Source organism: Pseudomonas rhizoryzae (assembly GCF_005250615.1).
Classification (GTDB): Bacteria; Pseudomonadota; Gammaproteobacteria; order Pseudomonadales; family Pseudomonadaceae; genus Chryseomonas; species Chryseomonas rhizoryzae.
In genome coordinates, this window is sequence record NZ_SULM01000009.1 from 27682 (window position 1) to 50911 (window position 23230).

The 23230-nt window shown below is 64.3% G+C and carries 22 protein-coding genes and 3 tRNA genes; 9 read left to right on the forward strand and 16 right to left on the reverse strand.

All coding sequences use genetic code 11. From position 1 onward, the window contains the following. Window positions 1–10: 10 nt before the first annotated feature. The 5 genes from FAZ11_RS15785 (at window position 11) to FAZ11_RS15805 (ending at window position 6083) form a co-directional block, all read left to right on the forward strand. The gene (locus FAZ11_RS15785; RefSeq protein ID WP_058762332.1) at window positions 11–400 is read left to right on the forward strand and encodes a phage holin family protein; all 390 of its coding nucleotides are present in this window, start codon (window positions 11–13) and stop codon (window positions 398–400) included. Beyond that, window positions 397–744 carry a hypothetical protein gene (locus FAZ11_RS15790; protein ID WP_058762333.1) on the forward strand — a complete coding sequence of 116 codons (348 nt, stop codon included), beginning with the start codon at window positions 397–399 and terminating at the stop codon, window positions 742–744. Before FAZ11_RS15785 ends, FAZ11_RS15790 begins: the two co-directional genes overlap by 4 nt. Window positions 745–847: 103 nt before the next feature. Then, window positions 848–2026 (forward strand): EAL domain-containing protein, encoded by a 1179-nt coding sequence (locus tag FAZ11_RS15795; protein ID WP_058787329.1) that lies wholly within the window; start codon window positions 848–850, stop codon window positions 2024–2026. Window positions 2027–2120: 94 nt separating this feature from the next. Continuing rightward, on the forward strand, window positions 2121–3452 hold the full coding sequence (locus tag FAZ11_RS15800) for a deoxyguanosinetriphosphate triphosphohydrolase (RefSeq protein ID WP_058762334.1): 1332 nt from the start codon (window positions 2121–2123) through the stop codon (window positions 3450–3452). A 9-nt stretch (window positions 3453–3461) separates the two neighbouring features. After that, a complete protein-coding gene (locus FAZ11_RS15805) occupies window positions 3462–6083 on the forward strand; it encodes a ligase-associated DNA damage response DEXH box helicase (protein WP_058774320.1) in 2622 nt (873 codons plus the stop codon). Here the strand turns inward: FAZ11_RS15805 and FAZ11_RS15810 are convergent. Then, window positions 6037–6888: a CvfB family protein gene (locus FAZ11_RS15810; protein WP_058782256.1), complete on the reverse strand. Its 852-nt coding sequence runs from the start codon at window positions 6886–6888 to the stop codon at window positions 6037–6039. The genes FAZ11_RS15805 and FAZ11_RS15810 overlap by 47 nt on opposite strands. 255 nt (window positions 6889–7143) lie before the next feature. Here FAZ11_RS15810 and FAZ11_RS15815 point away from each other — a divergent pair, with 255 nt between their 5' ends. The 4 genes from FAZ11_RS15815 to dacB all read left to right on the forward strand — a co-directional run bounded on the left by FAZ11_RS15815 (window position 7144) and on the right by dacB (window position 9911). Continuing rightward, the gene (locus tag FAZ11_RS15815) at window positions 7144–7353 is read left to right on the forward strand and encodes a cold-shock protein (protein WP_007159089.1); all 210 of its coding nucleotides are present in this window, start codon (window positions 7144–7146) and stop codon (window positions 7351–7353) included. A 99-nt stretch (window positions 7354–7452) separates the two neighbouring features. Beyond that, window positions 7453–8106, forward strand: a complete 654-nt coding sequence (locus tag FAZ11_RS15820; protein ID WP_058774318.1) for a hypothetical protein — start codon at window positions 7453–7455, stop codon at window positions 8104–8106. After that, the gene (locus FAZ11_RS15825) at window positions 8103–8282 is read left to right on the forward strand and encodes a hypothetical protein (RefSeq protein ID WP_137279369.1); all 180 of its coding nucleotides are present in this window, start codon (window positions 8103–8105) and stop codon (window positions 8280–8282) included. The genes FAZ11_RS15820 and FAZ11_RS15825 overlap by 4 nt, the downstream gene beginning before the upstream one ends. A 168-nt stretch (window positions 8283–8450) precedes the next feature. Continuing rightward, window positions 8451–9911, forward strand: coding sequence for a D-alanyl-D-alanine carboxypeptidase/D-alanyl-D-alanine endopeptidase (dacB, locus tag FAZ11_RS15830; protein ID WP_058762338.1), 1461 nt, complete (start codon window positions 8451–8453; stop codon window positions 9909–9911). A 146-nt stretch (window positions 9912–10057) separates the two neighbouring features. On the opposite strand, the gene FAZ11_RS15835 is transcribed toward dacB, so the two are convergent. The 15 genes from FAZ11_RS15835 to ltaE all read right to left on the reverse strand — a co-directional run bounded on the left by FAZ11_RS15835 (window position 10058) and on the right by ltaE (window position 23229). Further along, the gene (locus FAZ11_RS15835; RefSeq protein WP_007159093.1) at window positions 10058–10216 is read right to left on the reverse strand and encodes a DUF3309 family protein; all 159 of its coding nucleotides are present in this window, start codon (window positions 10214–10216) and stop codon (window positions 10058–10060) included. A 208-nt stretch (window positions 10217–10424) separates the two neighbouring features. Beyond that, entirely contained in the window at window positions 10425–12080 is a 1656-nt protein-coding gene (locus FAZ11_RS15840; protein ID WP_058762339.1) for a cation acetate symporter, read from the reverse strand. Beyond that, a complete protein-coding gene (locus tag FAZ11_RS15845) occupies window positions 12077–12388 on the reverse strand; it encodes a DUF485 domain-containing protein (protein ID WP_058762340.1) in 312 nt (103 codons plus the stop codon). The genes FAZ11_RS15840 and FAZ11_RS15845 overlap by 4 nt, the downstream gene beginning before the upstream one ends. Before the next feature lie 105 nt (window positions 12389–12493). After that, complete coding sequence (locus FAZ11_RS15850; protein ID WP_058774317.1) at window positions 12494–13396, reverse strand: efflux RND transporter periplasmic adaptor subunit; 903 nt, start codon at window positions 13394–13396, stop codon at window positions 12494–12496. A gap of 30 nt (window positions 13397–13426) precedes the next feature. Next, window positions 13427–13630: a DUF1656 domain-containing protein gene (locus tag FAZ11_RS15855; protein WP_058762342.1), complete on the reverse strand. Its 204-nt coding sequence runs from the start codon at window positions 13628–13630 to the stop codon at window positions 13427–13429. After that, window positions 13617–15608, reverse strand: coding sequence for an FUSC family protein (locus FAZ11_RS15860; RefSeq protein ID WP_058774316.1), 1992 nt, complete (start codon window positions 15606–15608; stop codon window positions 13617–13619). The genes FAZ11_RS15855 and FAZ11_RS15860 overlap by 14 nt, the downstream gene beginning before the upstream one ends. A gap of 154 nt (window positions 15609–15762) precedes the next feature. Then, a complete protein-coding gene (locus FAZ11_RS15865; RefSeq protein ID WP_137279368.1) occupies window positions 15763–16761 on the reverse strand; it encodes a tRNA dihydrouridine synthase in 999 nt (332 codons plus the stop codon). 10 nt (window positions 16762–16771) lie between these two features. Then, window positions 16772–17203 carry an acyl-CoA thioesterase gene (locus FAZ11_RS15870; protein ID WP_058762345.1) on the reverse strand — a complete coding sequence of 144 codons (432 nt, stop codon included), beginning with the start codon at window positions 17201–17203 and terminating at the stop codon, window positions 16772–16774. A 75-nt stretch (window positions 17204–17278) separates the two neighbouring features. Further along, window positions 17279–17355 (reverse strand) — tRNA-Arg (locus tag FAZ11_RS15875). 60 nt (window positions 17356–17415) lie between these two features. Next, window positions 17416–17492 (reverse strand) — tRNA-Arg (locus FAZ11_RS15880). A 107-nt stretch (window positions 17493–17599) separates the two neighbouring features. Beyond that, window positions 17600–17690 (reverse strand) — tRNA-Ser (locus tag FAZ11_RS15885). 61 nt (window positions 17691–17751) lie between these two features. Continuing rightward, window positions 17752–17937, reverse strand: coding sequence for a carbon storage regulator CsrA (gene csrA / locus FAZ11_RS15890; RefSeq protein ID WP_007159101.1), 186 nt, complete (start codon window positions 17935–17937; stop codon window positions 17752–17754). A 155-nt stretch (window positions 17938–18092) separates the two neighbouring features. Next, entirely contained in the window at window positions 18093–19328 is a 1236-nt protein-coding gene (locus FAZ11_RS15895; protein ID WP_058762346.1) for an aspartate kinase, read from the reverse strand. A 92-nt stretch (window positions 19329–19420) separates the two neighbouring features. Then, window positions 19421–22045, reverse strand: coding sequence for an alanine--tRNA ligase (alaS, locus tag FAZ11_RS15900; RefSeq protein ID WP_137279367.1), 2625 nt, complete (start codon window positions 22043–22045; stop codon window positions 19421–19423). 185 nt (window positions 22046–22230) lie between these two features. Then, on the reverse strand, window positions 22231–23229 hold the full coding sequence (gene ltaE, locus FAZ11_RS15905; RefSeq protein ID WP_058782254.1) for a low-specificity L-threonine aldolase: 999 nt from the start codon (window positions 23227–23229) through the stop codon (window positions 22231–22233). Window position 23230: the final 1 nt, after the last annotated feature.

The following is a 23230-nucleotide window of genomic DNA, read 5'->3' on the forward strand; positions in this document are numbered from 1 at the left end:
GGGGAACACCATGGACACCTCACCTCCACGGGAGCTGCCTGACGAGGCGCCCAAGCCTTCGGTCAAGCGTCTGGCCGGCGCTGTGGTTGGATTGCTGCAGAGCCATCTCGAACTGCTGGGCATCGAGGTTCAGGAAGAGAAGGTCCGTACCTTCCAGCTGTTCCTTTTCACCGGATTGAGCCTGATCTTCGGTCTGCTGGTGCTGGTCGGAGTCTCGGCGGCGATCATCATCGCCTTCTGGGATACCCACCGCATGACCGCGACCCTGGCGCTCTGTGCCTTCTATGCCCTGGCGCTGGTGATCTGCATCGTGCGGGCCCTGAGCCTGGTGAAGGGCGCAGCCCCCTTCCATGCCACCCTGGAAGAGTTGAATCGCAACCGGGAGCGTCTACTGCCATGAATCAGCCACTGACGTCCGCCACGAGTCGCGAGAAGCGCAAGGAGCTGGTAAGGCTGCGCATGGAGATGTACCGCCAGCAGCTGATCTATAACGCTCAGCCGCTGCACAACCCCATCAGCCTTATCGGTGACCTGATCCGCCCAAATAAGGACAAGGTCGCCAGCTCCGCGAAGAAGCCGCTGATGCTGGGTGCCACGGTGTTCCTGTCGCTGTTCGGCAAACGGCTGGGCGCGGTAGGGCGACTCGCTCGCATCGGGTTGGCCCTGTACCCCATCGTCAATCGCCTGCAGACCAGACACCGCGAACAGCAGCAGACCGATCACCCTCTACCTCCTCCGCGTTGAACATCGACGGCTCCCTAGGGAGCCGTCGATGTTTATGGCATTCTTTTCGCACGGCGTATTGTTTGCCTTGGTGCAACCACCGCTGCCAGATAAGGATTCCATCGTGTTGCGAGGCCAGCCTACCGCCTTCTTTCAACCCTTCATCGATACGGCTACCGGTCGTATCGCCGGGGTCGAGGCACTGGGCCGTCTGCGTCAGGCGGATGGCACCCATGCTTCCGTCGGTCCGCTGTTCGCCGATCCGACTACGCCGACCGCGGCCCTGCTGAACCTGGACCGCACCCTCCGCGAAGACGCCTTGAGACGTTTCGCCAACGCGCCCTCCGACTGGTTCCTGAGCGTCAATCTGTCTCCGCGCTGGATCAGCCAGCTCGAACTTGGCGCGGATCTACCGAGCCTGGCGCAGCTGGAACAGTCGGGTATCGCTCCCGAGCGCATCGTCTACGAGATCACCGAAGCGGCAGGAGATCTGCCGCGTCTCATCGACGCCGTCGCGCGCTATCGCGAGATGGGCATTCGCATCGCCATCGATGATTTCGGCTCCGGCTATTCGCAACTGGATCGTGTCCTGGACCTGCAACCCGACATCCTCAAACTGGACATGCGCTTGTTTCAGGCGGCCGCGCGCGGCGGCGCCCGCGGTGACGTGGTCAAGGCGTTGGCGCAGATGGCGGAAAAGACCGGCTGCTGGCTCATCGCCGAAGGGGTGGAGACCGAGACCGAACTCGACTTCGCCCTGGAGTGCGGTGCGCGCTATATCCAGGGCTTCCTCTTCGCCCAGGCGACCTACGAGTTGGGCCGCAGTGACCAGTATCAAGACCGTTTCGCCGCCCTGCGCAGCCACTTCGTCGATGGCAAGCTGGCGCAGCAGACACAGCTGCTGGAGTTGCGTCATCGCTTGGCGGACTTCGTCATGCGCTTGAGGCCCTGGGCGGAACAGGGCGGCCCCCTGAGCGCCCTGCCCGACCCCCATGAATTCCCCGGCCTGCTGCGCATCTACCAGTGCGATCGCACCGGCACCCAGATCACGCCCAATCTGGAGTGGAACGGCATGTTCTGGCGCGAGAATCGCCGCTACCTCAACCACAACTGGTCGTGGCGGCCCTACTTCTATGCGCTGCTGGCCGAGGGCTGGAACGAACGTCGGCTGACGCTCTCGACGGTCTATCGCGACGCCACCACCAACCAGTACTGCCTGACCGCCAGCCAGTTCATGGAAAACGGCCAGCGCCTGCTGCTCATCGACCTCGACGCCAGTCTGCTGCCGGGTTTTGCCAAGTAGCGGGTAATGATCGTATGTTGCCGAGGTCAGAACGCAGAAGCGTCGCACGGCCTCCGTCGACGCGCCCCTTACCGGTGATAGCTCGAGGACGGCCTTGGACTGGCAGACACTTCTTATCCGCGAACGGCTGGGCAAACCGCTGCACAGCCCGGATGAACTGGGGCGCAGCCCCTTTCACAAGGACCACGACCGCATCATCTTCTCCGGTGCCTTCCGCCGGCTGGGCCGCAAGACCCAGGTGCACCCCGTCACCAGCAACGATCACATCCATACCCGCCTGACCCATAGCCTGGAGGTCAGCTGCGTCGGCCGCTCCCTGGGCATGCGGGTCGGCGAAAGCCTCAGGGGCGCCCTGCCCGACTGGTGTGACCCGAGCGATCTTGGCATGGTGGTCCAGTCCGCCTGCCTGGCCCATGACATCGGCAATCCACCCTTCGGCCACTCCGGCGAAGACGCCATCCGCTACTGGTTCACCCAGGCCGCCGGGCGCGGCTGGCTGGACGACATGAGTGAAGCGGAGCGCCAGGATTTCCTGCATTTCGAAGGCAACGCCCAGGGTTTCCGCGTACTCACCCAACTGGAGTATCACCAGTTCGACGGCGGCACCCGCCTGACCTATGCCACCCTCGGCACCTACCTCAAGTATCCCTGGACCTCGCGCTATGCGGCGGCCCCCGGCTACAAGAAGCACAAGTTCGGCTGCTACCAGAGCGAGCTGCCCCTGCTGGAGCAGATCGCCGAAAAGCTCGAGCTGCCCCTGCTAGGCCCCGAGCGCTGGGCCCGGCACCCTCTGGTCTACCTGATGGAAGCCGCCGACGACATCTGCTACGGCCTCATCGACCTGGAAGACGGCCTCGAAATGGAGTTGCTGGACTATGCCGAGGTCGAGGCGCTGCTGCTGGGCCTGGTCGGCGATGACCTGCCGGAGACCTATCGGCAATTGGGTCCGCGCGACTCCCGGCGGCGCAAGCTGGCGATCCTGCGCGGCAAGGCCATCGAACACCTGACCAATGCCACCGCCCGGGCTTTCGTCCAGCAGCAGGACGCCCTGCTCGCCGGCACCCTCGGTGATGACCTGGTCGAACACATGGACGGCCCGGCCAAGCTCTGCGTGCAGCGGGCCAAGGCCCTGGCGCGGGAAAAGATCTTCCACGACAAGCGCAAGACGCTGCACGAGATCGGTGCCTACACCACCCTGGAGATCCTGCTCAATGCCTTCTGCGGTGCCGCCCTGGAACAGCATCGCGGCCGCGAACCCTCGTTCAAGAGCCGGCGCATCCTCGATCTGCTGGGCAACAGCGCGCCCGATCCGTCGTGGACGCTGCACCAGGCCTTCATGCGGGTGATCGACTTCATCGCCGGCATGACCGACAGCTACGCCACCGCCATGGCGGCCGAGATGACCGGGCGCTCCAGTCCGGTCTGAGGAGTGCAGATGGCCACCGCTACACGAACGCGCAAAGGCCCTGGCAGCCGCTGGCTGGCGGCCCAGGGCTGGAAGGCCTTTCCCTTCCAGCGCGAGGTGGCCAAGGCCATCGCCGCGGGCGAATCCGGCTTGCTCCACGCCACCACCGGCTCGGGCAAGACCTATGCAGTCTGGCTCGCCGCCCTGGATGCCTTCGTCGCTCCCAAGCCGATGACCGCCAAGGGTCTGCCCAGCAAGCGCAAGCAGGCCCCGCCACCGCTTACCGTATTGTGGCTGACGCCCATGCGCGCCCTGGCGGCGGATACCCTGCGTGCCCTCGAACGCCCAGTATTGGACGAGGAGCTGGAGTGGACCCTCGGCCTGAGGACCGGCGATACCGGCAGCAGCGAGCGAGCCAAGCAGAATCGCCGCCTGCCGACCGCCTTGGTCACCACTCCAGAAAGCCTTTCCTTGCTGCTGTCCCGCGAAGATGCCGAAGAAACCCTGGGCAGCATCCGCCTGGTGGTGATCGATGAATGGCACGAACTGCTCGGCAACAAGCGCGGCACCCAGACGCAACTCGCCCTGGCTCGCTTGCGCCGCTGGAGTCCGCAACTGCTGACCTGGGGCCTGTCGGCGACCCTGGGCAACCAGGCTCATGCGCTCGACGTGCTGCTGGCCGGCGCCCCCGGCCATCTGGTGCAAGGCCGGCAGGACAAGCGCCTAGAGGTGGATACCTTGCTGCCCGAGGGTGGGGTCGAGCGTTTCGCCTGGGCCGGTCACCTGGGCATGCGCCTGCTGCAGCAGGTGATCCGCGAGTTGGAAGACAGCCCCACCACCCTGGTCTTCACCAACACCCGCGCCCAGACCGAACTCTGGTACCAGGCGCTGCTGCAGGCCCGCCCCGAGTGGGCCGGCCTGATCGCCCTGCACCATGGCTCCATCGAGAAACAGGCCCGCGAATGGGTCGAGGCCGGTCTCAAGAATGGCCAGCTCAAGGCGGTGATCTGTACCTCCAGCCTCGACCTCGGCGTGGATTTCCTGCCCGTGGAGCGAGTGCTGCAGATCGGCTCGCCCAAGAGCATCGCGCGCCTACTGCAACGGGCCGGCCGTAGCGGCCACGCGCCCGGGCGTGCCTCGCGCGCCACCCTGGTGCCTACCTACAGCCTCGACCTGCTGGATGCCGCGGCCACGCGCCATGCCATCGCCGCCGGCGAGATCGAGGCCCGCAGTGCGCCGCTCAAGCCGCTGGATGTCCTGGTGCAGCACCTGGTAACCGTGGCCCTGGGCGGCGGCTTCGAACCGGACGACCTGTTGCCGGAGATCCGCAGCGCCTGGGCCTATCGCGACCTCAGCGACGGCGAATGGGCCTGGGCTCTGGCGTTCGTCCGTAACGGCGGCGCCTCCTTGTCCGCCTACCCGGATTATCGCCGCGCCGAGCCGGATGCCGAGGGTATCTGGCGGGTCCCCGACAAGCAGCTGGCCAAGCGGCATCGGCTGGACATAGGCACCATCGTCAGCGAAACCAGCCTAAACGTGCAGTTCTGGTCCAAGGGCGGCGGGGGCAATCGCCTGGGCAACATTGAGGAAGGCTTCATCGCCCGGCTGCGCCCCGGCGATCATTTCCTCTTCGCCGGCCGCACCCTGGAGCTGGTGCGGGTGGAAAACATGACGGTCTATGTGCGGCGCGCCAGCGGGCGCAAGGCGGCCATCCCACGCTGGAGCGGCAGCCGCATGCCGCTGTCGGACACCCTCGCCAAGCATGTCCTGGCACTGCTCGAAGACGCCGAGGCCAATCGCTACGAGAGTCCGGAAATGCGCCTGCTGCAACCGCTGCTAGACATCCAGCGGCAATGGTCGGCGCTACCCAGCGCTCATTACCTGCTCGCCGAAACCCTCGAATCCCGTGAGGGCTCGCATCTCTTTCTCTATCCCTTCGCCGGTCGTCATGCCCACCTGGGGCTGGCGAGTCTGCTGGCCTGGCGCCTGGCGCAGCGGCGGCCCTGCACCTTTTCCATCGCCGTCAACGACTATGGCCTGGAATTGGTCTCCCCGGTCAGCCTGGAATGGGAACAACTGCTCGACGCCAGCCTGTTCAGCACCGACGACCTGCTCAGCGATACGCTCGCCAGCCTCAATGCTGCCGAACTCGCCCAGCGGCGCTTTCGCGAGATCGCGCGTATTTCCGGGCTGATCTTTTCCGGCTATCCCGGCGCCCACAAGAGCAACCGTCAACTGCAGGCCAGCAGCAGCCTCTTCTACCAGGTCTTCCGCCAATACGACCCGGATAACCTGCTGCTCGGCCAGGCGCAGAACGAAGTCCTGCGCCAGGAGCTCGATGCGGACCGGCTACAGCAGACGCTGATCCGCACCGGCGCTCTGCCCTTGCGCCTGGTGGCCCTGGAGCGTCCCTCGCCCTTCGCCCTGCCGCTCATGGTCGAGCGCCTGCGCGAGAGCCTGAGTTCGGAGAAGCTGGCCGACCGCATCACCCGTCTGGTCGGCGACCTCGAACGCGAAGCCGGCCCGGACGAGCGCGCCCGCGCCTTCGACCCCGATTCCCTGGTACAGCCGACCCACGACAGCGACCTCACCCCACGGCGCTCCGCTAGTCCGCGGCGTCCTCGCGTACCGAAATCCGGTCGTCCTCGATGACGATGCGGCCCTGGCGATAGAGATGGCCGATGGCTTTCTTGAAATTGCCCTTGCTGACGCCGAACAGTTGGTGGATCAAGGCCGGCGGACTCGCATCGCTGACCTCCAGCACACCGCCGCGGGCCTTCGCCAGGCCGAGGATCTGCTCGGCCAGATCGGCCCCGGCCGCGGCGCCCTGGGGCTGCAGCGTCAGGCTGATCTTGCCGTCCGCGCGCACTTCGCGAATGAAGCCACGCTCGCGTTGCCCCGGACGTAGCGGCTTGAATGCCTCGTTACGATGCACCAGGCCCCAGTGCTTGTTGTCGACGATCACCTTGTAGCCCAGGTCGGTCTGCTCGACGACCAGCAGAGGTACCGGCTGGCCGGTCTTGTAGCGCGGTGGCTCGCGATCCAGATAGCGATCCAGCCGCGCGGTGGCGACGATCCGCCGGGTACGGGCATCCAGGTGGACGTGGACCACGCAGTGATCACCCACCTGCAACGGTCGCTTCTCTTCGGAATGCGGCAGCAGCAGATCCTTGGGTAGGCCCCAATCGAGGAAGATCCCCACCCGGCCCACCTCCACCACGCGCAGGCTGGCGAAGCCGCCGACCTGCACCCGCGGTTTCTCGGTGGTGGCGATCAGGCGGTCTTCGCTGTCCAGATAAAGGAAGACGTTGAGCCAGTCACCTTCGGCGCAGGGTTCGTCGCGCGGGGCATAGCGACGTGGCAGCAAAACCTCGCCATCGCTGCCGGCATCGAGGAACAGACCGATGGGCGTATTACGTAAGATCTGCAAGCTGTTGAAGCGACCCAACAAGGCCATGAATTAAGACTCCTGTAGAAAGCGAACCATTTTACCGCGAGCATCAAAGCCGCTGTCTTGATAGGTAAAATTCACCGTAAAAACAGTCGCACAGGGCCACGGAAAGCGTTAGAGTGCCCGCACTGTGTTGCTCGTGTACCGAAAATCGACCTGGTTCGTCTCGATCCACTTACGGCTCGGTTCTTTGACTCTTTGCACTCAGTCGCGGCCTGGGCGGTCCAGTGCCGTTGTCCAACTTTGTTCAAGGAGAAATCCATGTCTACTCGCCAAACTGGCACCGTCAAGTGGTTCAACGACGAGAAAGGCTTCGGCTTCATCACCCCCCAGAGCGGCCCGGACGTTTTCGTTCACTACCGTTCCATCCAGGGTAACGGCTTCAAGAGCCTGCAAGAAGGCCAGGCTGTTTCCTTCCTGGTCGTGCAAGGCCAGAAAGGCCTGCAGGCCGATGAGGTGCAGGTGATCTAATCACCCGCCTTCTCGAAAAAGCCCAACCCCCGGTTGGGCTTTTTTTTGGTCAGATTGTAGCCAGACTCGCTATCGCCACTTAGGGATGAGGTGCGTTTCGTGAAAAACCTAGCCGCTCTGCTCTGCCTGCTCCTGCTCGCCGGTTGCGCCGCCTTTCCGGGTGACGAACTTTCCTCTCAACCCTTCCGCGCCCCTGCCAACGAGCAACAGCATCGCCCCAACATTCTGGTGGAATTCAACTTCTATCGCGGTGAAGCCCAGGACAAGGACGCCACCTCCATCGCCGTGGCCCGTGAAGGCTTGAAGCCCACGTTGCGCCAGGTGCTCGAGCGCTCCGGCCTCTTCGACCGTATCACCCTGGTACCGGCAATCGGCCAACCCGATGACGCCCTGCTCCGCCTGAAGCTCTACAACAGCACCTCCTACGCCGCTGCCATCGCCAGCGGCATGATCACCGGCGCCACCTTCTTTCTCGTTCCGGGTACGGCCAAGGACGATTACGTGTTGACCGCCGAATGGCTGCCACCGGGCAGCCAAACAGCCCTGCGCGCCAAGAATGCGGCTTCGGTACGCACCTGGATGGGCGTCTGGTTCCTGCCGCTGGCCGCCAGCCATTCGGCCGGTACCGCCATCGAAGAAACCTTCCGTCGCCAGCTCAACGACGTCTTGAAACAGCTGCAGGCCAGCGGCGCGTTCGCTGACCGCTCCTCGGCTCAGGGGAACGGCGAAACACCGGCCCAGGTCACACCTTGACCGGTAATCACGCAGACGAGGATTCCATGGCCGAAGAACAGCGCAAAGCCGACGAACGTAAACTGCCCAAGGATGAGAAGCCCCTGCGCAGTGAGCACGCCAAGACCGATGACGGACGTGATCCGCCTTCGCCCAACAGTCCGGACCGTACCAAGGACGCCACGGGCTACAACTGATCCCGCGCTTTTTCGAAACGACCGCACTAGCGGTCGTTTCTTTAACTGAGCCACGCCCAGAGGGGTTGGCTCGGCACTCCCTCCTTACTGCATAATGCCCACACTCCGACGTCTATCGGCCCCTTTTCTCTTCAACTAGGCCGGTACCCTGCCAAGGTGTGTGTCCCGATGCGAAATCCCTTCCGTTCCCTGGGCCTGCTGCTGAGTTGCTGCGCCCTGGGTTTTGCCCTGCCCGTCCATGCCGATACGTCCTTCCTGCCGCCACGGATCGACAAGGCCATGCAAACCAACAAGATCCCCGACAGCGACCTGTCACTGGTGATGCTGCCGCTCGATGGCCCGGGTGAGAACGACTACTACAATGCCGACGTCTCGGTGAATCCGGCCTCGACCATGAAGCTGATCACCACCTATGCCGCTCTGGAGCTGCTGGGGCCCACCTACCAGTGGAAGACCGAGTTCTATACCGATGGCACCGTGCATAACGGCATTCTCAACGGCAATCTCTATCTGAAGGGCGGTGGCGATCCCAAGCTGAACATGGAGCGGCTGTGGCTGCTCATGCGGGATCTGCGCGCCAACGGCGTATTGGAAGTCACTGGCGACCTGGTCCTGGATCGCGGCCGCTTCGTGAAACCCAACCTGCCGGCCTTCAACGACGATGGCGACGACGAAAACAAGACCTTCCTGGTGGGTCCCGACTCGCTGATGGTCAACCTCAAGTCGGTGCGCATGGTGGTGCGCTCGGCGGATGGCCGGGTCAGCGTTTCCATGGACCCGCCGCTGACCAACGTCAACATCGACAACCAGATGCGCGCGACCGGCAAGAGCGGTTGTCCGGCCTGGCCGGACGTACGCTTCAACCCGGTACCCCAGGCCGATGGCAGCACCAGCCTGGTGGTCAGCGGTCAACTGCCGGATGGCTGCAACGCCCAGAGCTATCTGTCGCTGCTCGATCATCCCGCCTACACCGCCGGTGCGGTCAGGGCCATCTGGCAGGAGCTCGGCGGCACCATCAAGGGCCGCACCCGTGAAGGCAGCGTACCGCGCAACGCCGAGCTGCTGGCGCGGGCCTTCTCGCCCGACCTGGTCGAGATCATTCGCGACATCAACAAGTACAGCAACAACACCATGGCGCAGCAGCTGTTCCTCTCCATCGGTGCGCAATTCCGCACCTCGGCGGATGCGGACGATGGCAAGGCGGCGCTGCGGGTGATTCGCCAGTGGCTGGCGCGCAAGGGCATCAATGCCAGTCACCTGATCATGGAGAACGGTTCGGGCCTGTCGCGCACGGAGCGCGTCAGCGCTCGCGAGATGGCGGAGATCCTTAGAGCGGCCTGGCAGAGTCCGTACGCACCGGAGTTCATCTCCTCCCTGCCGCTGGCAGGCATGGATGGCACCCTGCGCAAGCGCATGAAGAATTCGCCGCTGACCGGCCAGGCGCACATGAAGACCGGCACCCTGAACAACGTACGGGCGCTGGCGGGCTTCGTCAGGGATGCGAACGCGCGCAGCTGGGTAGTGGTCGCCATCCTCAACAGCAACCGCCCCTGGGGTGCTTCGTCCATCCTCGACGAAGTGGTCCTGGACCTCTACCAGCGCAGTCGCCAGGACGGCGCGGCCAACTGAGCCAAAAAACAAAACCGGAGTCTGCTCACGCAGACTCCGGTTTTGTTTACATCACTCGGCAAGGCAGGCCGTAGCGCTGAAGTTACCCTGATGCACCGCTATGGGCAAGAACTTTGTCTAGGGCACCATTTCGGGGCATTTTCAGGCTAGATCATGCCGAGCAGGAGTAGCACCAGCAGCACGACCAGGATGGCGCCGACAATGCCGGACGGGCCGTAGCCCCAGCTGCGCGAATGAGGAAACACCGGAAGTCCGCCGATGAGCAGGACCAGCAGCACCAGAACCAGGATGGTCGAAAGAGTCATCTGCCATTCTCCATGAAGTCCAAAGATCGGCCGACGTCGTAACACCACGATACGAAGCGACGGGCTTAATCAATGGACCTGCGTTCCGGGTAGAAAAATCCCGGTGCGCCAAGCTAGGCGTGGAATCCTCGACCGCTGCTCCTTTCCCGCTCAATGAAAAAGCCCGGATCGATGACTCGATCCGGGCTTTGTCCTACCGCCTAAGCTATCAGTGCGCGACGGCGCCGCTGGCACCCAGACCGGTCTGGGATCTTACGAACTGCGGATAGAAGCGTGCACGCTCTTCCTCGCCCGCCGCCGACTTGTCGGTGATGGAGAAGAACCAGATACCGATGAAGGCCACGGCGATGGAGAACAGCGCCGGATACTCATAGGGGTAGATCGGCTTGGCATGACCGAGGATGGTCACCCAGATGGTCGGGCCGAGCACCATCAGGGCCACCGCGGTGATCAGGCCGAGCCAGCCACCGATCATGGCACCCCGGGTGGTCAGACGCTTCCAGTACATCGAGAGCAGCAGGATGGGGAAGTTGCAGCTGGCGGCGATGGAGAACGCCAGGCCCACCATGAAGGCGATGTTCTGCTTCTCGAAAAGGATACCCAGGGCGATGGCGACGACGCCCAGCGCTACCGTGGTCATCTTGGAGACGCGGATCTCGTCCTTCTCGTTGGCGTGGCCCTTCTTGATCACGCTGGCGTAGAGGTCATGGGACACCGCCGAAGCGCCGGCCAGGGTGAGGCCAGCCACCACCGCCAGGATGGTGGCGAAGGCCACCGCCGAGATGAAGCCCAGGAAGATGCTGCCGCCCACGGCATTGGCCAGGTGCACCGCCGCCATGTTGTTACCACCCAGCAAGGCGCCGGCGGCGTCCTTGAAGGCCGGATTGGTGCTGACCAGCAGGATGGCACCGAAGCCGATGATGAAGGTGAGGATGTAGAAGTAGCCGATGAAGCCGGTCGCGTAGAACACGCTCTTGCGGGCTTCCTTGGCGTCGCTGACGGTGAAGAAGCGCATCAGGATGTGCGGCAGGCCGGCAGTACCGAACATCAGCGCCAGACCCAGGGAGAAGGCAGAGATCGGATCCTTCACCAGGCCACCGGGGCTCATGATGGCTTCGCCCTTGGGATGCACGGCGATGGCTTCGGCGAACAGCCGGTTGAAGTCGAACCCGACGTGCTTCATCACCATGAAGGCCATGAAGCTGGCACCGGACAGCAGCAGCACCGCCTTGATGATCTGCACCCAGGTGGTGGCCAGCATGCCGCCGAAGAGCACATAGAGCACCATGAGGATGCCTACCAGCACCACGGCGACGTTGTAATCGAGGCCGAACAGCAGCTGGATCAGCTTGCCGGCACCGACCATCTGGGCGATCAGGTAGAGGGCGACCACTACCAAAGAGCCACAGGCGGACAGGGTCCGGATGTCCTTTTGCTTGAGGCGATAGGACGCCACATCGGCGAAGGTGTACTTGCCCAGGTTGCGCAGGCGCTCGGCGATCAGGAACAGGATGATCGGCCAGCCCACCAGGAAGCCGATGGAGTAGATCAGGCCGTCATAGCCCGAGCTGAACACCAGCGCGGAAATACCCAGGAAGGAAGCCGCCGACATGTAGTCGCCGGCGATCGCCAGGCCGTTCTGGAAGCCGGTGATACGACCGCCCGCCGCGTAGTAGTCCGCCGCCGAGCGATTGCGCTTGGAGGCCCAGTAGGTGATGCCCAGGGTGGCCCCGACGAAGGCCACGAACATGAGGATGGCATGCACGTTCAACGGCTGGCGCTGCACCGCGCCGCTGATGGCATCGGCAGCCCAGAGTGACGGCGCGAGCGCGAGCAGCCCGGTGGCTACGAGTAGACGTCTCATACCTGCACCTCCCGCAGAATTTCCTGGTTGAGCCGATCGAACTCGCCATTGGCCCGCCGTACATAGATGCCGGTCAGGATGAAGGCCGAGAGGATCAGGCCGACGCCCAGCGGAATCCCCCAGGTCATGGCCGTCTCCGCATGGATGCGGGTGCCGAGGACCTTGGGCGCGAAGGCGATCAGGAGGATGAAGGCGGCGTAGAGCCCGAGCATGATGGCGGAGAGCGTCCAGGCGAATCGCTCGCGCTTGGCCACCAGTTCTTTGAAACGCGGACTGGCTTCAATCCGCCGGTAGGTGCTGTCGTTCATTATTGTTGTTCCTTACAGCGTGACGGGAGCGTCGAGCTCTACTCTAGGCCCGCCCCGTGCAGCTTCCAGACGACTTTAGTCGTAACGACCCGACCCGGCGTTGGCTCAGTAATCCCAGATCCGTCGCCAGCCAGCCAACGGCTGGTGCCCCTCGGCATCGATCACCGAGACGCTGGCCGTCATGCCGGCGCTCAGGTGAACCTCCGGCGGCACCTCCAGCAGTTCGATGCGTACCGGAATGCGTTGCGCCAGACGCACCCAGTTGAAGGTCGGCGCGACCTTGGCCAGCAACAGGGCATTGTCCGTGTCATTCAGATCGGCGATGCCGCTGCTGATGCTCTGCACCCTGCCCTGCAGGGGTTCGGAACGATTCATCAGGCGGACCCGCACCGCGTCGCCGGGATGGATGTGCGGGATCTTGGTCTCCTCGAAATAGGCCAGTACGTAGAAGGACCGGGTATCGACCAGTGCCGTGACCGCCTGGCCGCTACGCACATAGTTGCCCTGGGCGAATTGCAGATTGGTGATCCGTCCTTCGCGGGGAGCCAGGACCCGGCTGCGATCCAGGTTGATCTGCGCCAGGTGGACGTCGCTCAGCGCCTCCTGGTACTGGCTACGGGCGATGGCCACGTTGACCTGGGCGGTTTCGCGATCCTCGGCGCTGATGGCGCTGGTGCCCAGGCGCTCGCGCCGAGCCGCCTCGCTCTCACGCTGGCGCAGTTGCTCCTGGCGGGTGGCGGCCACGGCCTGGGCATGGGCCAGCTCGGCCTGGTAGCGCTCCTGGTCGATCTGCAGCAGCAGGTCGCCCTGGTGCACCAATTGGTTGTCCTGGACCGCCAGGCGCGTGACCCAGCCGGAGACGTCGGGCGCGATCACCACCACGTCGGCACGGATGCGCGCATCGCGCGTCCAGGGCGTGTAGAGATAGAAGTGCCAGAGCCAGGTACCGGCCAGCACGGCCAGCAACACCACCAGCAGAGTCAGGGCCACGCGCAGGGCTTTGGGCATCGTCGTCGTTCCTTGCAGCGGATACTTAAATCAGGTGGCGAGCAGGCCGACGATCCCGGCCAGCCAGAGAACAAAGAGGGCACAGGCGAACAGGGTGTCGTGCCAGAGGTAACGCATCAGGCCACTCCATTGCAGCAACCACAGCGACAAGGCCGTCGGTACCAGGGCCAACAAGCAATAGATCAGCAGGGGACTGACATAGACCCCGCCCAGCGACCACTCATGCAGATACACTGCTCGCCTCCCGTTCCAGACAGAAACTACGCCAGGTTTGCTGGAGCTGCCCTACCGCGCTCCAGGCCAGCCGATTGGACTCGCCATCCGCGGCTTCGATCAAGGCGTGGCGCAGGTGCTCTCCCACGTCGTCCAGCCGATTCGGCTGGAGACCGTCCGCCCCCACGGCCAGGCTCTCGGCAAAACGCCCGAGAAAGGCCTCCTGCGCGCTTCTGAGCTCGCCCTTGGTCTGGGCCAGGCAGGCGCGCAGATGCAGGAGCTCATTGCCCAGATCCAAGGCGAGCAAGCCCAGCGCCCAGCGATGCCGCTCATGGGATGGCAACAGGTCGATGTGGCGCGCCAATAACAGCAGACGGTCGGCCATGCGCCCGCCGAACCAGGGTTCGGCAGTGCGCAGCGGCAGCGACGTCAGCCGCTGCAGGTCATAGAGCGTGGCTTCGAGGATGCGTTTGGTGGTCCGGCGTGGCGCGCTCAAGGTGAACAGCCGAAACATCAGCACCGCCCAGCCCACACCGATCAACAAGCCGAGTTCCGTATTGAGCAAGGCATCCAGCTCGGTCACGCTCTCGTTCCGGGGTACGGTCAGCGACAGCAGGAACAGCGCGAAGGCGGTCGCCGTCCCTCTACCCGCCAGCGGACCGGCCATACCCAAGGTGGCGAAGAACAAGGGTCCGCCCAGCACCAGGCACAGCAAGGGAAAGCTATTGGCCTGCGGCACCAGGAGCTGCGAGAGAAGAATCGCAAGCAGGCACGCGTAGAAAATCCCCCGCATAAAACCCAGGCCCACGGCGAAGGCGTTGTCACGATTGGCGAACAGGCTGCAGACCACACCGGCAATGAGCATGGCACCGGGTCCCGCCGACCAGGCGCTACCCAGCCAGAACAGGCCGAGCCCGAGCAACGAACCGGCACTGCGCAGACCGTAGAGCAACGCCGTCTGCACGTCTCTATGATGGGCCAGGGCGGAAGGCGCGGCCGCCTCCAGCCGGGTGGTGTCGACGCTTTCCAGCGATTGGCGCGCGATGGCGATCTTGTCCAGCAAGATTGCCAGGCGCGCCAGCAGATAGCGCTGGTCGCTATCCAGCGGGGCCTCGGCGACCGCCTCGCGCAGCTTTTGCGTGAGCGCAGCGAGCGGTTCGGCATGTGGCTCGTCGAGGGCCGTGAGCACCGCCTCCAGCCACGGCTGGACGAGTGGACGCTGCGACTCGTCGAGATTGCGCACCTGACGAGCCGCGCCACGTGCGGTGCGTAAGACGCCGAGCAGGTCCCGCGACAGCAGGCGCAAGGCGCGGGCCCGCTGGCGCCCCCGATACCCTTCGAACCAGGCATGGTCGCGTTGCGAATCGATGGCGACCATCTGGCCCAGCAGTGCCAACAGGCCTTGCACGGCATTCTCCGTGCCCGCCAGCTCCGCCCGAGCGGCCGTCACCGCCTGGCGCCAGGTCCTGGTCGCCTCGACGAAGAGGTTCGCCTCGACCCGCTGCGGCCAGAACAGCGCATGCACCGCAGAGCCGACCAGCAACCCCAGACAGATCTCGGTGCAGCGGGCGATGGCATGGTCGAAGACCTCCAGCGGTTGGGCGATCGACGGCAGGCAGATGATGGCCGCCGTATAGCCTGCCAGCACGAAGCCATAGGCGACATGGTTACGCAGCAGCGTCGAAGCCGCAGTGCAGAGGGCCAACCAAAGGGACAGGGCGAGGAGGAACAACCAGGGCGTCTGCGCGAACAGCGCCATTATCACCACTGCCATGCTGGTACCGACCAAGGTCCCCAAGAGGCGAAAAAGGCCCTTGGCCACGACCATGCCCGATAGCGGCTGAGACACCACGATCACCGTCATGCAGGCCCAGGACGGCTGTTCGAGATCGAAGCGATAGGCCAGCCACAACGCGAGCCCCGCGGCGAACAGCGTCTTGCACGCGAACTGCAGCGCGGCGGAAGAAGGTGCGAGAAAAGCCGTCCAGGGTAGGCGCACGAGGATTACGGGTCCTTGGCAAACCTGCATAGGCTACCCGTCTATTCCCGAAGTTCCAGCCTGGACCAAGAAAAAAGGCGACCCGGAGGTCGCCTGAAGTGCCTTGCGTGCTCGAGATGGAGGCAAGCCTTTGCTGCCTCCATGGGTACCCAGCCTAGGCCAGCCTGGATTCCACCTCTTGATCCAGATCAATGTCCACGGCATCCAGCGGCGCGAAGCCGAGCAGGACATCGATCAAGGCACAGGACGATTCGCGCCGGATCTGGGCGAACAACAGCTCCGCCTCCGGATAGCTGCGCGTCAACATGCCCAGCCACTGCTTGAGGCGCCCCGGCGCATAGCGTGGCGCCAGCTTGCGCCGGGCCAGCATCCAGAAGCGGCGCAGCAACTCCAGGATGGCCGGCCAGGCCAGCGGCTGTACGGCCTCGCCACGGGTCGCGGCAGCGATCTGCCGGGCCAGGTCAGGGCGTGACACCAGGCCCCGACCGAGCATCACCGAAGCCTGGCCACTGACGCTACGGCAGCGCTGGTAGTCCTCCAGGGTCCAGATCTCGCCATTGGCCAGCACCGGCACGGACACTCGGTCCGCCACCCGCGCCACCCACTCCCAGTGCGCCGGCGGCTTGTAGCCTTCGACCTTGGTCCGCGCATGGACCACCAGCTGAGCGGCACCGCCCTCGGCCAGCGCCTCGGCGCAGGCCAGGGCGGCATTCGGGCCGTCGTAGCCCAGGCGCATCTTGGCGGTCACCGGAATATGCGCTGGCACGGCCTGGCGTACGCTCTCGACGATGCGATTGAGCAGTTCCGGCTCCTTGAGCAGTACAGCCCCACCCCGGGACTTGTTCACGGTCTTGGCCGGACAGCCGAAGTTGAGGTCGATCACCGGGGCGCCCAGGGTACAGGCGAAGGCGGCGTTGTCGGCCAGGCAGGCAGGATCGGACCCGAGCAGTTGCAGACGCAGCGGCGTACCCGCTGCGGTGCGCGAGCCACGGGCCAGCTCGGGGGCCAGCTTGGTGAAGGCGTTGGCCGGCAGCAGCCGGTCACAGACACGGATGAACTCGCTGACGCACCAGTCCACCCCACCGACCTCGGTGAGTAGTTCGCGAAGGATGTCGTCGACGAGCCCCTCCATGGGGGCCAGAGCGATCTGCATGAGCGTTTTCCTAATCGGGCAAGGCCTGACCATAGCCGGCCAGGAATTCGGCCGGCATGCGCCTTGGGCGGCCGCTGGAGAGCTCGATGCAGGCGAAGGTGGTAGTGGCGCGTACCAGGGTGGCGCCATCGGCCGGGCGCAGCAGCTGGAATTGGCGGGTCATGCGCAGACGCCGATCCCAGTCCACCAGCCAGGTGCCCAGCACCAATTCGTCGCCGAGGCGGGCGCTGGCCAGGTAATCGATCTCGTGGCGCACTACCGCCATGGCCCGATCCAGGCGCTGGAAGGTGGCCAAGTCCAGGCCCAGGGCGCTGGAGTGCTGCCAGGCGCAGCGTTCGAGCCAGGCAACATAGACCGCGTTGTTGGCATGGCCGAGGCCGTCGATGTGCTCGGCCGTGACGGCCAGCGCCAGGGTATGGGGCTGGGGTCTGTCCCACTGCATGATCGCGTACCTCCAAGCCAGGAAAACGGCCCAAACGAAAAAGGGCCTGCATCGCTGCAGGCCCTTTTCACTTTTTGGCGCACTCGGGAGGATTCGAACCTCCGACCGCTCGGTTCGTAGCCGAGTACTCTATCCAGCTGAGCTACGAGTGCGTTTCGGTGCGTTTAGCCAGAACACCGCTGGTACTGCTGAAGCCAGAGGCTTCGTCGATTTGGCGCACTCGGGAGGATTCGAACCTCCGACCGCTCGGTTCGTAGCCGAGTACTCTATCCAGCTGAGCTACGAGTGCGTTGAAGCTGCGTATTCTAGCTACCGTTTCTGACGTGTCAAGCAAATTTTCTTGTTTATCAGGTACTTACCTTCGTAGGTCAGTACAGCGGAGCCAGGTCTTGCAAATGGCGGTGAGGGAGGGATTCGAACCCTCGACACCCTTTTGAGGTGTACTCCCTTAGCAGGGGAGCGCCTTCGGCCACTCGGCCACCTCACCGCAACGGGGCGAAACTATATCGAAGGTTTGCCCGTTTGCAAAGAGAAAAATTCAAAAAAAATCAGTGGTTTGGTTCTTGGTCCTTTTCCTTCTGGATGCGCTGGTAGATTTCCTCGCGATGAACCGCGACTTCCTTGGGTGCATTGACGCCGATCCGGACCTGGTTGCCCTTGACTCCCAGCACCGTCACGGTGACTTCGTCACCCACCATCAGGGTCTCACCAACCCGACGAGTCAAAATAAGCATTCCATTCTCCTTCAGCTTTAACTCAGTCTGCATGTATAAACCGGAACGATCCCTGAATGGACCCTCTAGTCGCTATTGACCTGTCTGCAGGCAACTAAAGTTCCGCAGTCAGGGCGATAGATGAGGTCCCTGTGGCAGAGACCTCGCTTCAGTGATTACTCGGCGCCGCGAGCCGGTGCATCGAGCTCGAAGGCGGTATGCAGCGCACGCACGGCCAGCTCGAGGTATTTCTCCTCGATGACCACGGATACCTTGATCTCGGAGGTGGAGATCATCTGGATGTTGATGCTCTCCTTGGCCAGGGCTTCGAACATCTGGCTGGCCACCCCGGCATGGGATCTCATGCCGACGCCGACGATGGAAACCTTGGCGATCTTGGTGTCGCCCACGCATTCACGGGCGCCGATCTCGACGCCGGTGCGCTTGAGGATCTCCAGGGCGCTCTGGTAGTCGTTGCGGTGCACGGTGAAGGTGAAGTCGGTGGTGTTATCGTGCGCCACGTTCTGCACGATCATGTCGACTTCGATGTTGGCGGCGCTGATCGGGCCGAGGATCTTGAAAGCCACGCCGGGGGTATCCGGTACACCGCGAATGGTGAGCTTGGCTTCGTCACGGTTGAAGGCGATGCCGGAGATGATCGGCTGTTCCATGGATTCCTCTTCATCAAGGGTAATGAGGGTGCCCGGACCCTCCTGAAAGCTGTGCAGGACGCGCAGCGGCACGTTGTACTTGCCGGCGAACTCCACCGAGCGGATCTGCAATACCTTGGAGCCGAGGCTGGCCATTTCCAGCATCTCCTCGAAGGTGATCTTGTCCAGGCGCTGGGCCTGGGGTACCACGCGCGGATCGGTGGTGTAGACGCCGTCGACGTCGGTGTAGATCTGGCACTCATCGGCCTTCAGCGCGGCCGCCAGGGCCACGCCGGTGGTGTCGGAGCCACCACGACCCAGGGTGGTGATGTTGCCCTGCTCGTCGACGCCCTGGAAGCCGGCCACGACCACGACTTTGCGGGCCTTGAGGTCGGCGCGGATACGGGCGTCGTCGATCTGCTGGATACGCGCCTTGGTGTGGGCGCTGTCGGTGAGGATGCGCACCTGACTGCCGGTGTAGGACACCGCCTGCACACCCCGCTTGAGCAGCGCCATGGCCAACAGGCCGATGGTGACTTGCTCGCCGGTGGAGACCATGACGTCCAGCTCGCGCGGATCGGGTTGTTCCATGATCTGCTTGGCGAGGCCGATCAGGCGATTGGTCTCGCCACTCATGGCCGATACCACCACCACGATCTCGTCACCCGCTTCGTGGAAGCGTTTCACCTTCTCGGCGACCTGTTCGATACGCTCTACCGTACCCACGGAGGTACCGCCGAATTTCTGTACGATCAATGCCATTGCTGCTGCCCGTCCGCAGAAAAATCTGATTTACATTGTTTGATGAGGAGTCGGGCCGCCCTCCCCGGCGACCCGACCTCGCCTTGGAGGCGTTAGAGGCTTTCCTCGGCATATTGACCGGCACAGGCCAGGGCGGCGTCGAGCTGGCTGGCATCGGTGCCGCCGCCCTGGGCCATGTCGGGGCGACCGCCGCCCTTGCCACCGACCACGGCCGCGGCACGCTTCATCAGCTCGCCAGCCTTGAGCTTGGCGGTCAGGTCGGCGGTGACGCCAGCCACCAGTACCACCTTGCCCTCGGCTTCGCCACCCAGCAGGATGATGCCGCTACCCAGCTTGTTCTTGAGTTGGTCGACCAGCGCCAGCAATGCTTTGCCATCGAGGCCGTCAAGGCGCGCGGTGAGGACCTTGGCGCCCTTGATGTCCACCGCCTGGTTGACCAGGTCACCGGCGGAGGCACTGGCGGCCTTGGCCTTGAGTTGCTCGATTTCCTTTTCCAGCTGGCGATTGCGCTCGACCAGTGCGGACAGCTTGTCCAGCACGTTGTCGCGGCTGCCCTTGAGCAGGCTGGCAGCTTCGCGCAGCTGCTCCTCGGCGCCGTTCAGGTAGGCCAGGGCCGCGGTACCGGTGATGGCTTCCACGCGGCGTACGCCGGAGGCCACGCCACCTTCGCTGACCAGCTTGAGCAAGCCGATGTCGCCGGTCTGGGCCACATGGGTACCGCCACACAGCTCGACGGAGAATTCACCGCCCATGCCGACCACGCGCACCACGTCGCCGTACTTCTCGCCGAACAGCGCCATGGCGCCGCGAGCCTTGGCTTCGTCGATGGCCATGACTTCGGTGGTCACAGAGCTGTTCTTACGAATTTCTTCGTTGACGATGGCCTCGATACGCTTGAGCTCTTCGGGCTTGATGGCCTCGAAGTGGCTGAAGTCGAATCTCAGCCGCTGGTCGTTGACCAGGGAGCCCTTCTGGTGGACGTGGTCACCCAGCACCTGGCGCAGCGCGGCGTGCAGCAGGTGGGTCCCGGAATGGTTCAGGGCGATGCCCTGGCGGCGGCCGGCGTCGACCTGGGCCATGAGCGCGGTGCCTACGTTCAGGCTGCCCTTGGTCACCACGCCGTGGTGCAGGAAGGCGCCCTGGGTCTTGGTGGTGTCGCGCACGGCGAAGCTGACGCCGGCGCTCTCCAGGGTACCGGTATCGCCCACCTGGCCGCCGGACTCGCCGTAGAACGGCGTCTGGTCGAGGATGACCACGCCCTCCTCGCCTTCCGCCAGGCTGTCCACCGGCTGGCCGGCGCGATACAGGGCGACGATGGTGGCCGAGGCACTGGTGGTGTCGTAGCCGAGGAAGAGTGTCTCGCCCTCGACCTTGACCAGGCTGTTGTAGTCCACACCGAAGGCGCTGGCGGAACGGGCACGCTCGCGCTGGGCCTCCATCTCGCGCTCGAAACCTTCCTCGTCGAGGGTGAGGTTGCGCTCGCGGGCGATGTCGTTGGTCAGGTCCACCGGGAAGCCGTAGGTGTCGTAGAGCTTGAACACCACGTCACCGGGAATGGTGTCGCCCTGGAGTTGCGCCAGATCCTGTTCGAGGATCTTCAGGCCCTGCTCCAGGGTCTTGGCGAACTGTTCTTCCTCGGTGCGCAGCACGCGTTCGATGTGCGCCTGCTGCTGGACCAGCTCGGGATAGGCCTGGCCCATCTCGGCCACCAGAGCGGCGACGATCTTGTGGAAGAAGGTGCCCTTGGCGCCCAGCTTGTTGCCGTGGCGGCAGGCACGACGAATGATGCGGCGCAGCACGTAGCCACGGCCTTCGTTGGACGGCAGCACGCCGTCGGCGATCAGGAAGCTGCAGGAGCGGATGTGGTCGGCCACTACCTTGAGCGACGGGGCATCGTCGTTGGCGCAGCCGATGGCCTCGGCGGAGGCTGCCAGCAGATTCTGGAACAGGTCGATCTCGTAGTTGGAATGCACGTGCTGCAGCACGGCGCTCACCCGCTCCAGACCCATGCCGGTGTCGACGCTGGGCGCCGGCAGCGGATGCAGGACGCCATCGGCGGTGCGGTTGAACTGCATGAAGACGTTGTTCCAGATCTCGATGTAGCGATCACCGTCTTCTTCCGGCGAACCGGGCGGGCCGCCCCAGATCTCCGGGCCGTGGTCGAAGAAGATCTCGGTGCAGGGACCGCAGGGACCGGTGTCGCCCATGGTCCAGAAGTTGTCCGAGGCGTAGGGCGCGCCCTTGTTGTCGCCGATGCGCACCATCTGCGCTTCCGGCACCCCGACTTCCTTGGTCCAGATGTCGTAGGCCTCGTCATCGGTGGCGTAGACGGTGACCCAGAGTTTTTCCCGGGGCAGACCCAGCCACTGCGGCGAGGTGAGGAATTCCCAGGCGAAGTGGATGGCGTCGCGCTTGAAGTAATCGCCGAAGCTGAAGTTGCCCAGCATCTCGAAGAAGGTGTGGTGACGCGCCGTGTAGCCGACGTTCTCCAGGTCGTTGTGCTTGCCGCCGGCGCGGACGCACTTCTGGCTGGTGGCGGCGCGGGTGTAGCTGCGCTTTTCCATGCCAAGGAAGCAGTCCTTGAACTGGTTCATCCCGGCATTGGTGAACAACAGGGTGGGGTCGTTCGCGGGGATCAGCGAACTGGAGGCGACCCGGGTGTGCCCCTTCTCTTCGAAGAAGCGGAGGAAGGCTTCGCGGATTTCGGCGCTTTTCATATTCATTCCAGACAATGGGCTTTTCGACGCGCGTGACGGGCATCCGACTGGATCGCAGACGAGACGAACGGAGCGGGCGCCGCAGACGCGGCACGTGCGGAAAACGGACACGCATGTTCGGGAGTATATCGACGCCCGCGCCCAGCTGTCGCCCGGTTGCGCAGGAAAAAACGCCGTCGGCAGGCCTAACGGCGGCGGTAGGCGGCGAACGCGGCGATCACGGCGTCGATATCGGCCGCACTGACGTCCAGATGGGTGACCAGGCGCAGGCGTGGCGCCGGGCTGATGCGGATGCCCCGCTCGGCGAGGAAGGCCTGCAGGGCGGGGGCTTCGTCGCCCATGGCGAGGTAGACCATGTTGGTCTGCACCGGCTCCACCTGGAAGCCTAGTTTCGTCAAGGCGGCCCCCAACTGCGCGGCATGGTGATGGTCTTCGGCCAGCCGCTCGATGTGGTTATCCAGCGCATGCAGCCCTGCCGCCGCCAGCATGCCGGCCTGGCGCATGCCACCGCCGACCACCTTGCGCCAGCGACGCGCCTTGGCGATGAGCGCGGTATCGCCACAGAGCACCGAGCCGACCGGCGCACCGAGGCCCTTGGACAGGCAGACCGAGACCGAGTCGAAATGCCGGGTCACCTCGCGCACGGGAACGCCCAGCTTGACCACGGCGTTGTACAGCCGCGCGCCATCCAGATGCAGCGCCAGATCGTGCTCACGGGTGAAGGCCCGCGCCGCGGCGAGATAGTCGAGCGGCAGCACCTTGCCGTGCATGGTGTTTTCCAAGGCCAGCAGGCGGGTGCGGGCGAAGTGGAAATCATCGGCCTTGATGTAGCTGCGTACCCGCTCGAGGTCCAGGCTGCCATCGGCCTCCATCTCGATGGGCTGCGGCTGGATCGAGCCGAGCACGGCGGCACCACCGCCCTCGTACTTGTAGGTATGGGCCTGCTGCCCGACCAGGTATTCGTCGCCGCGCTCACAGTGCGCCAGCAGACCGAGCAGATTGCTCATGGTACCGCTGGGTACGAAGAGCCCGGCAGCCAACCCGAGATCGCCGGCGAGCCGTTGCTCCAGACGGCTGACGGTGGGATCTTCGCCATAGACATCGTCCCCGACCTCGGCGTCCAGCATGGCCTGGCGCATCGCCTGGGTGGGACGGGTGACGGTGTCACTGCGCAGATCGATCACG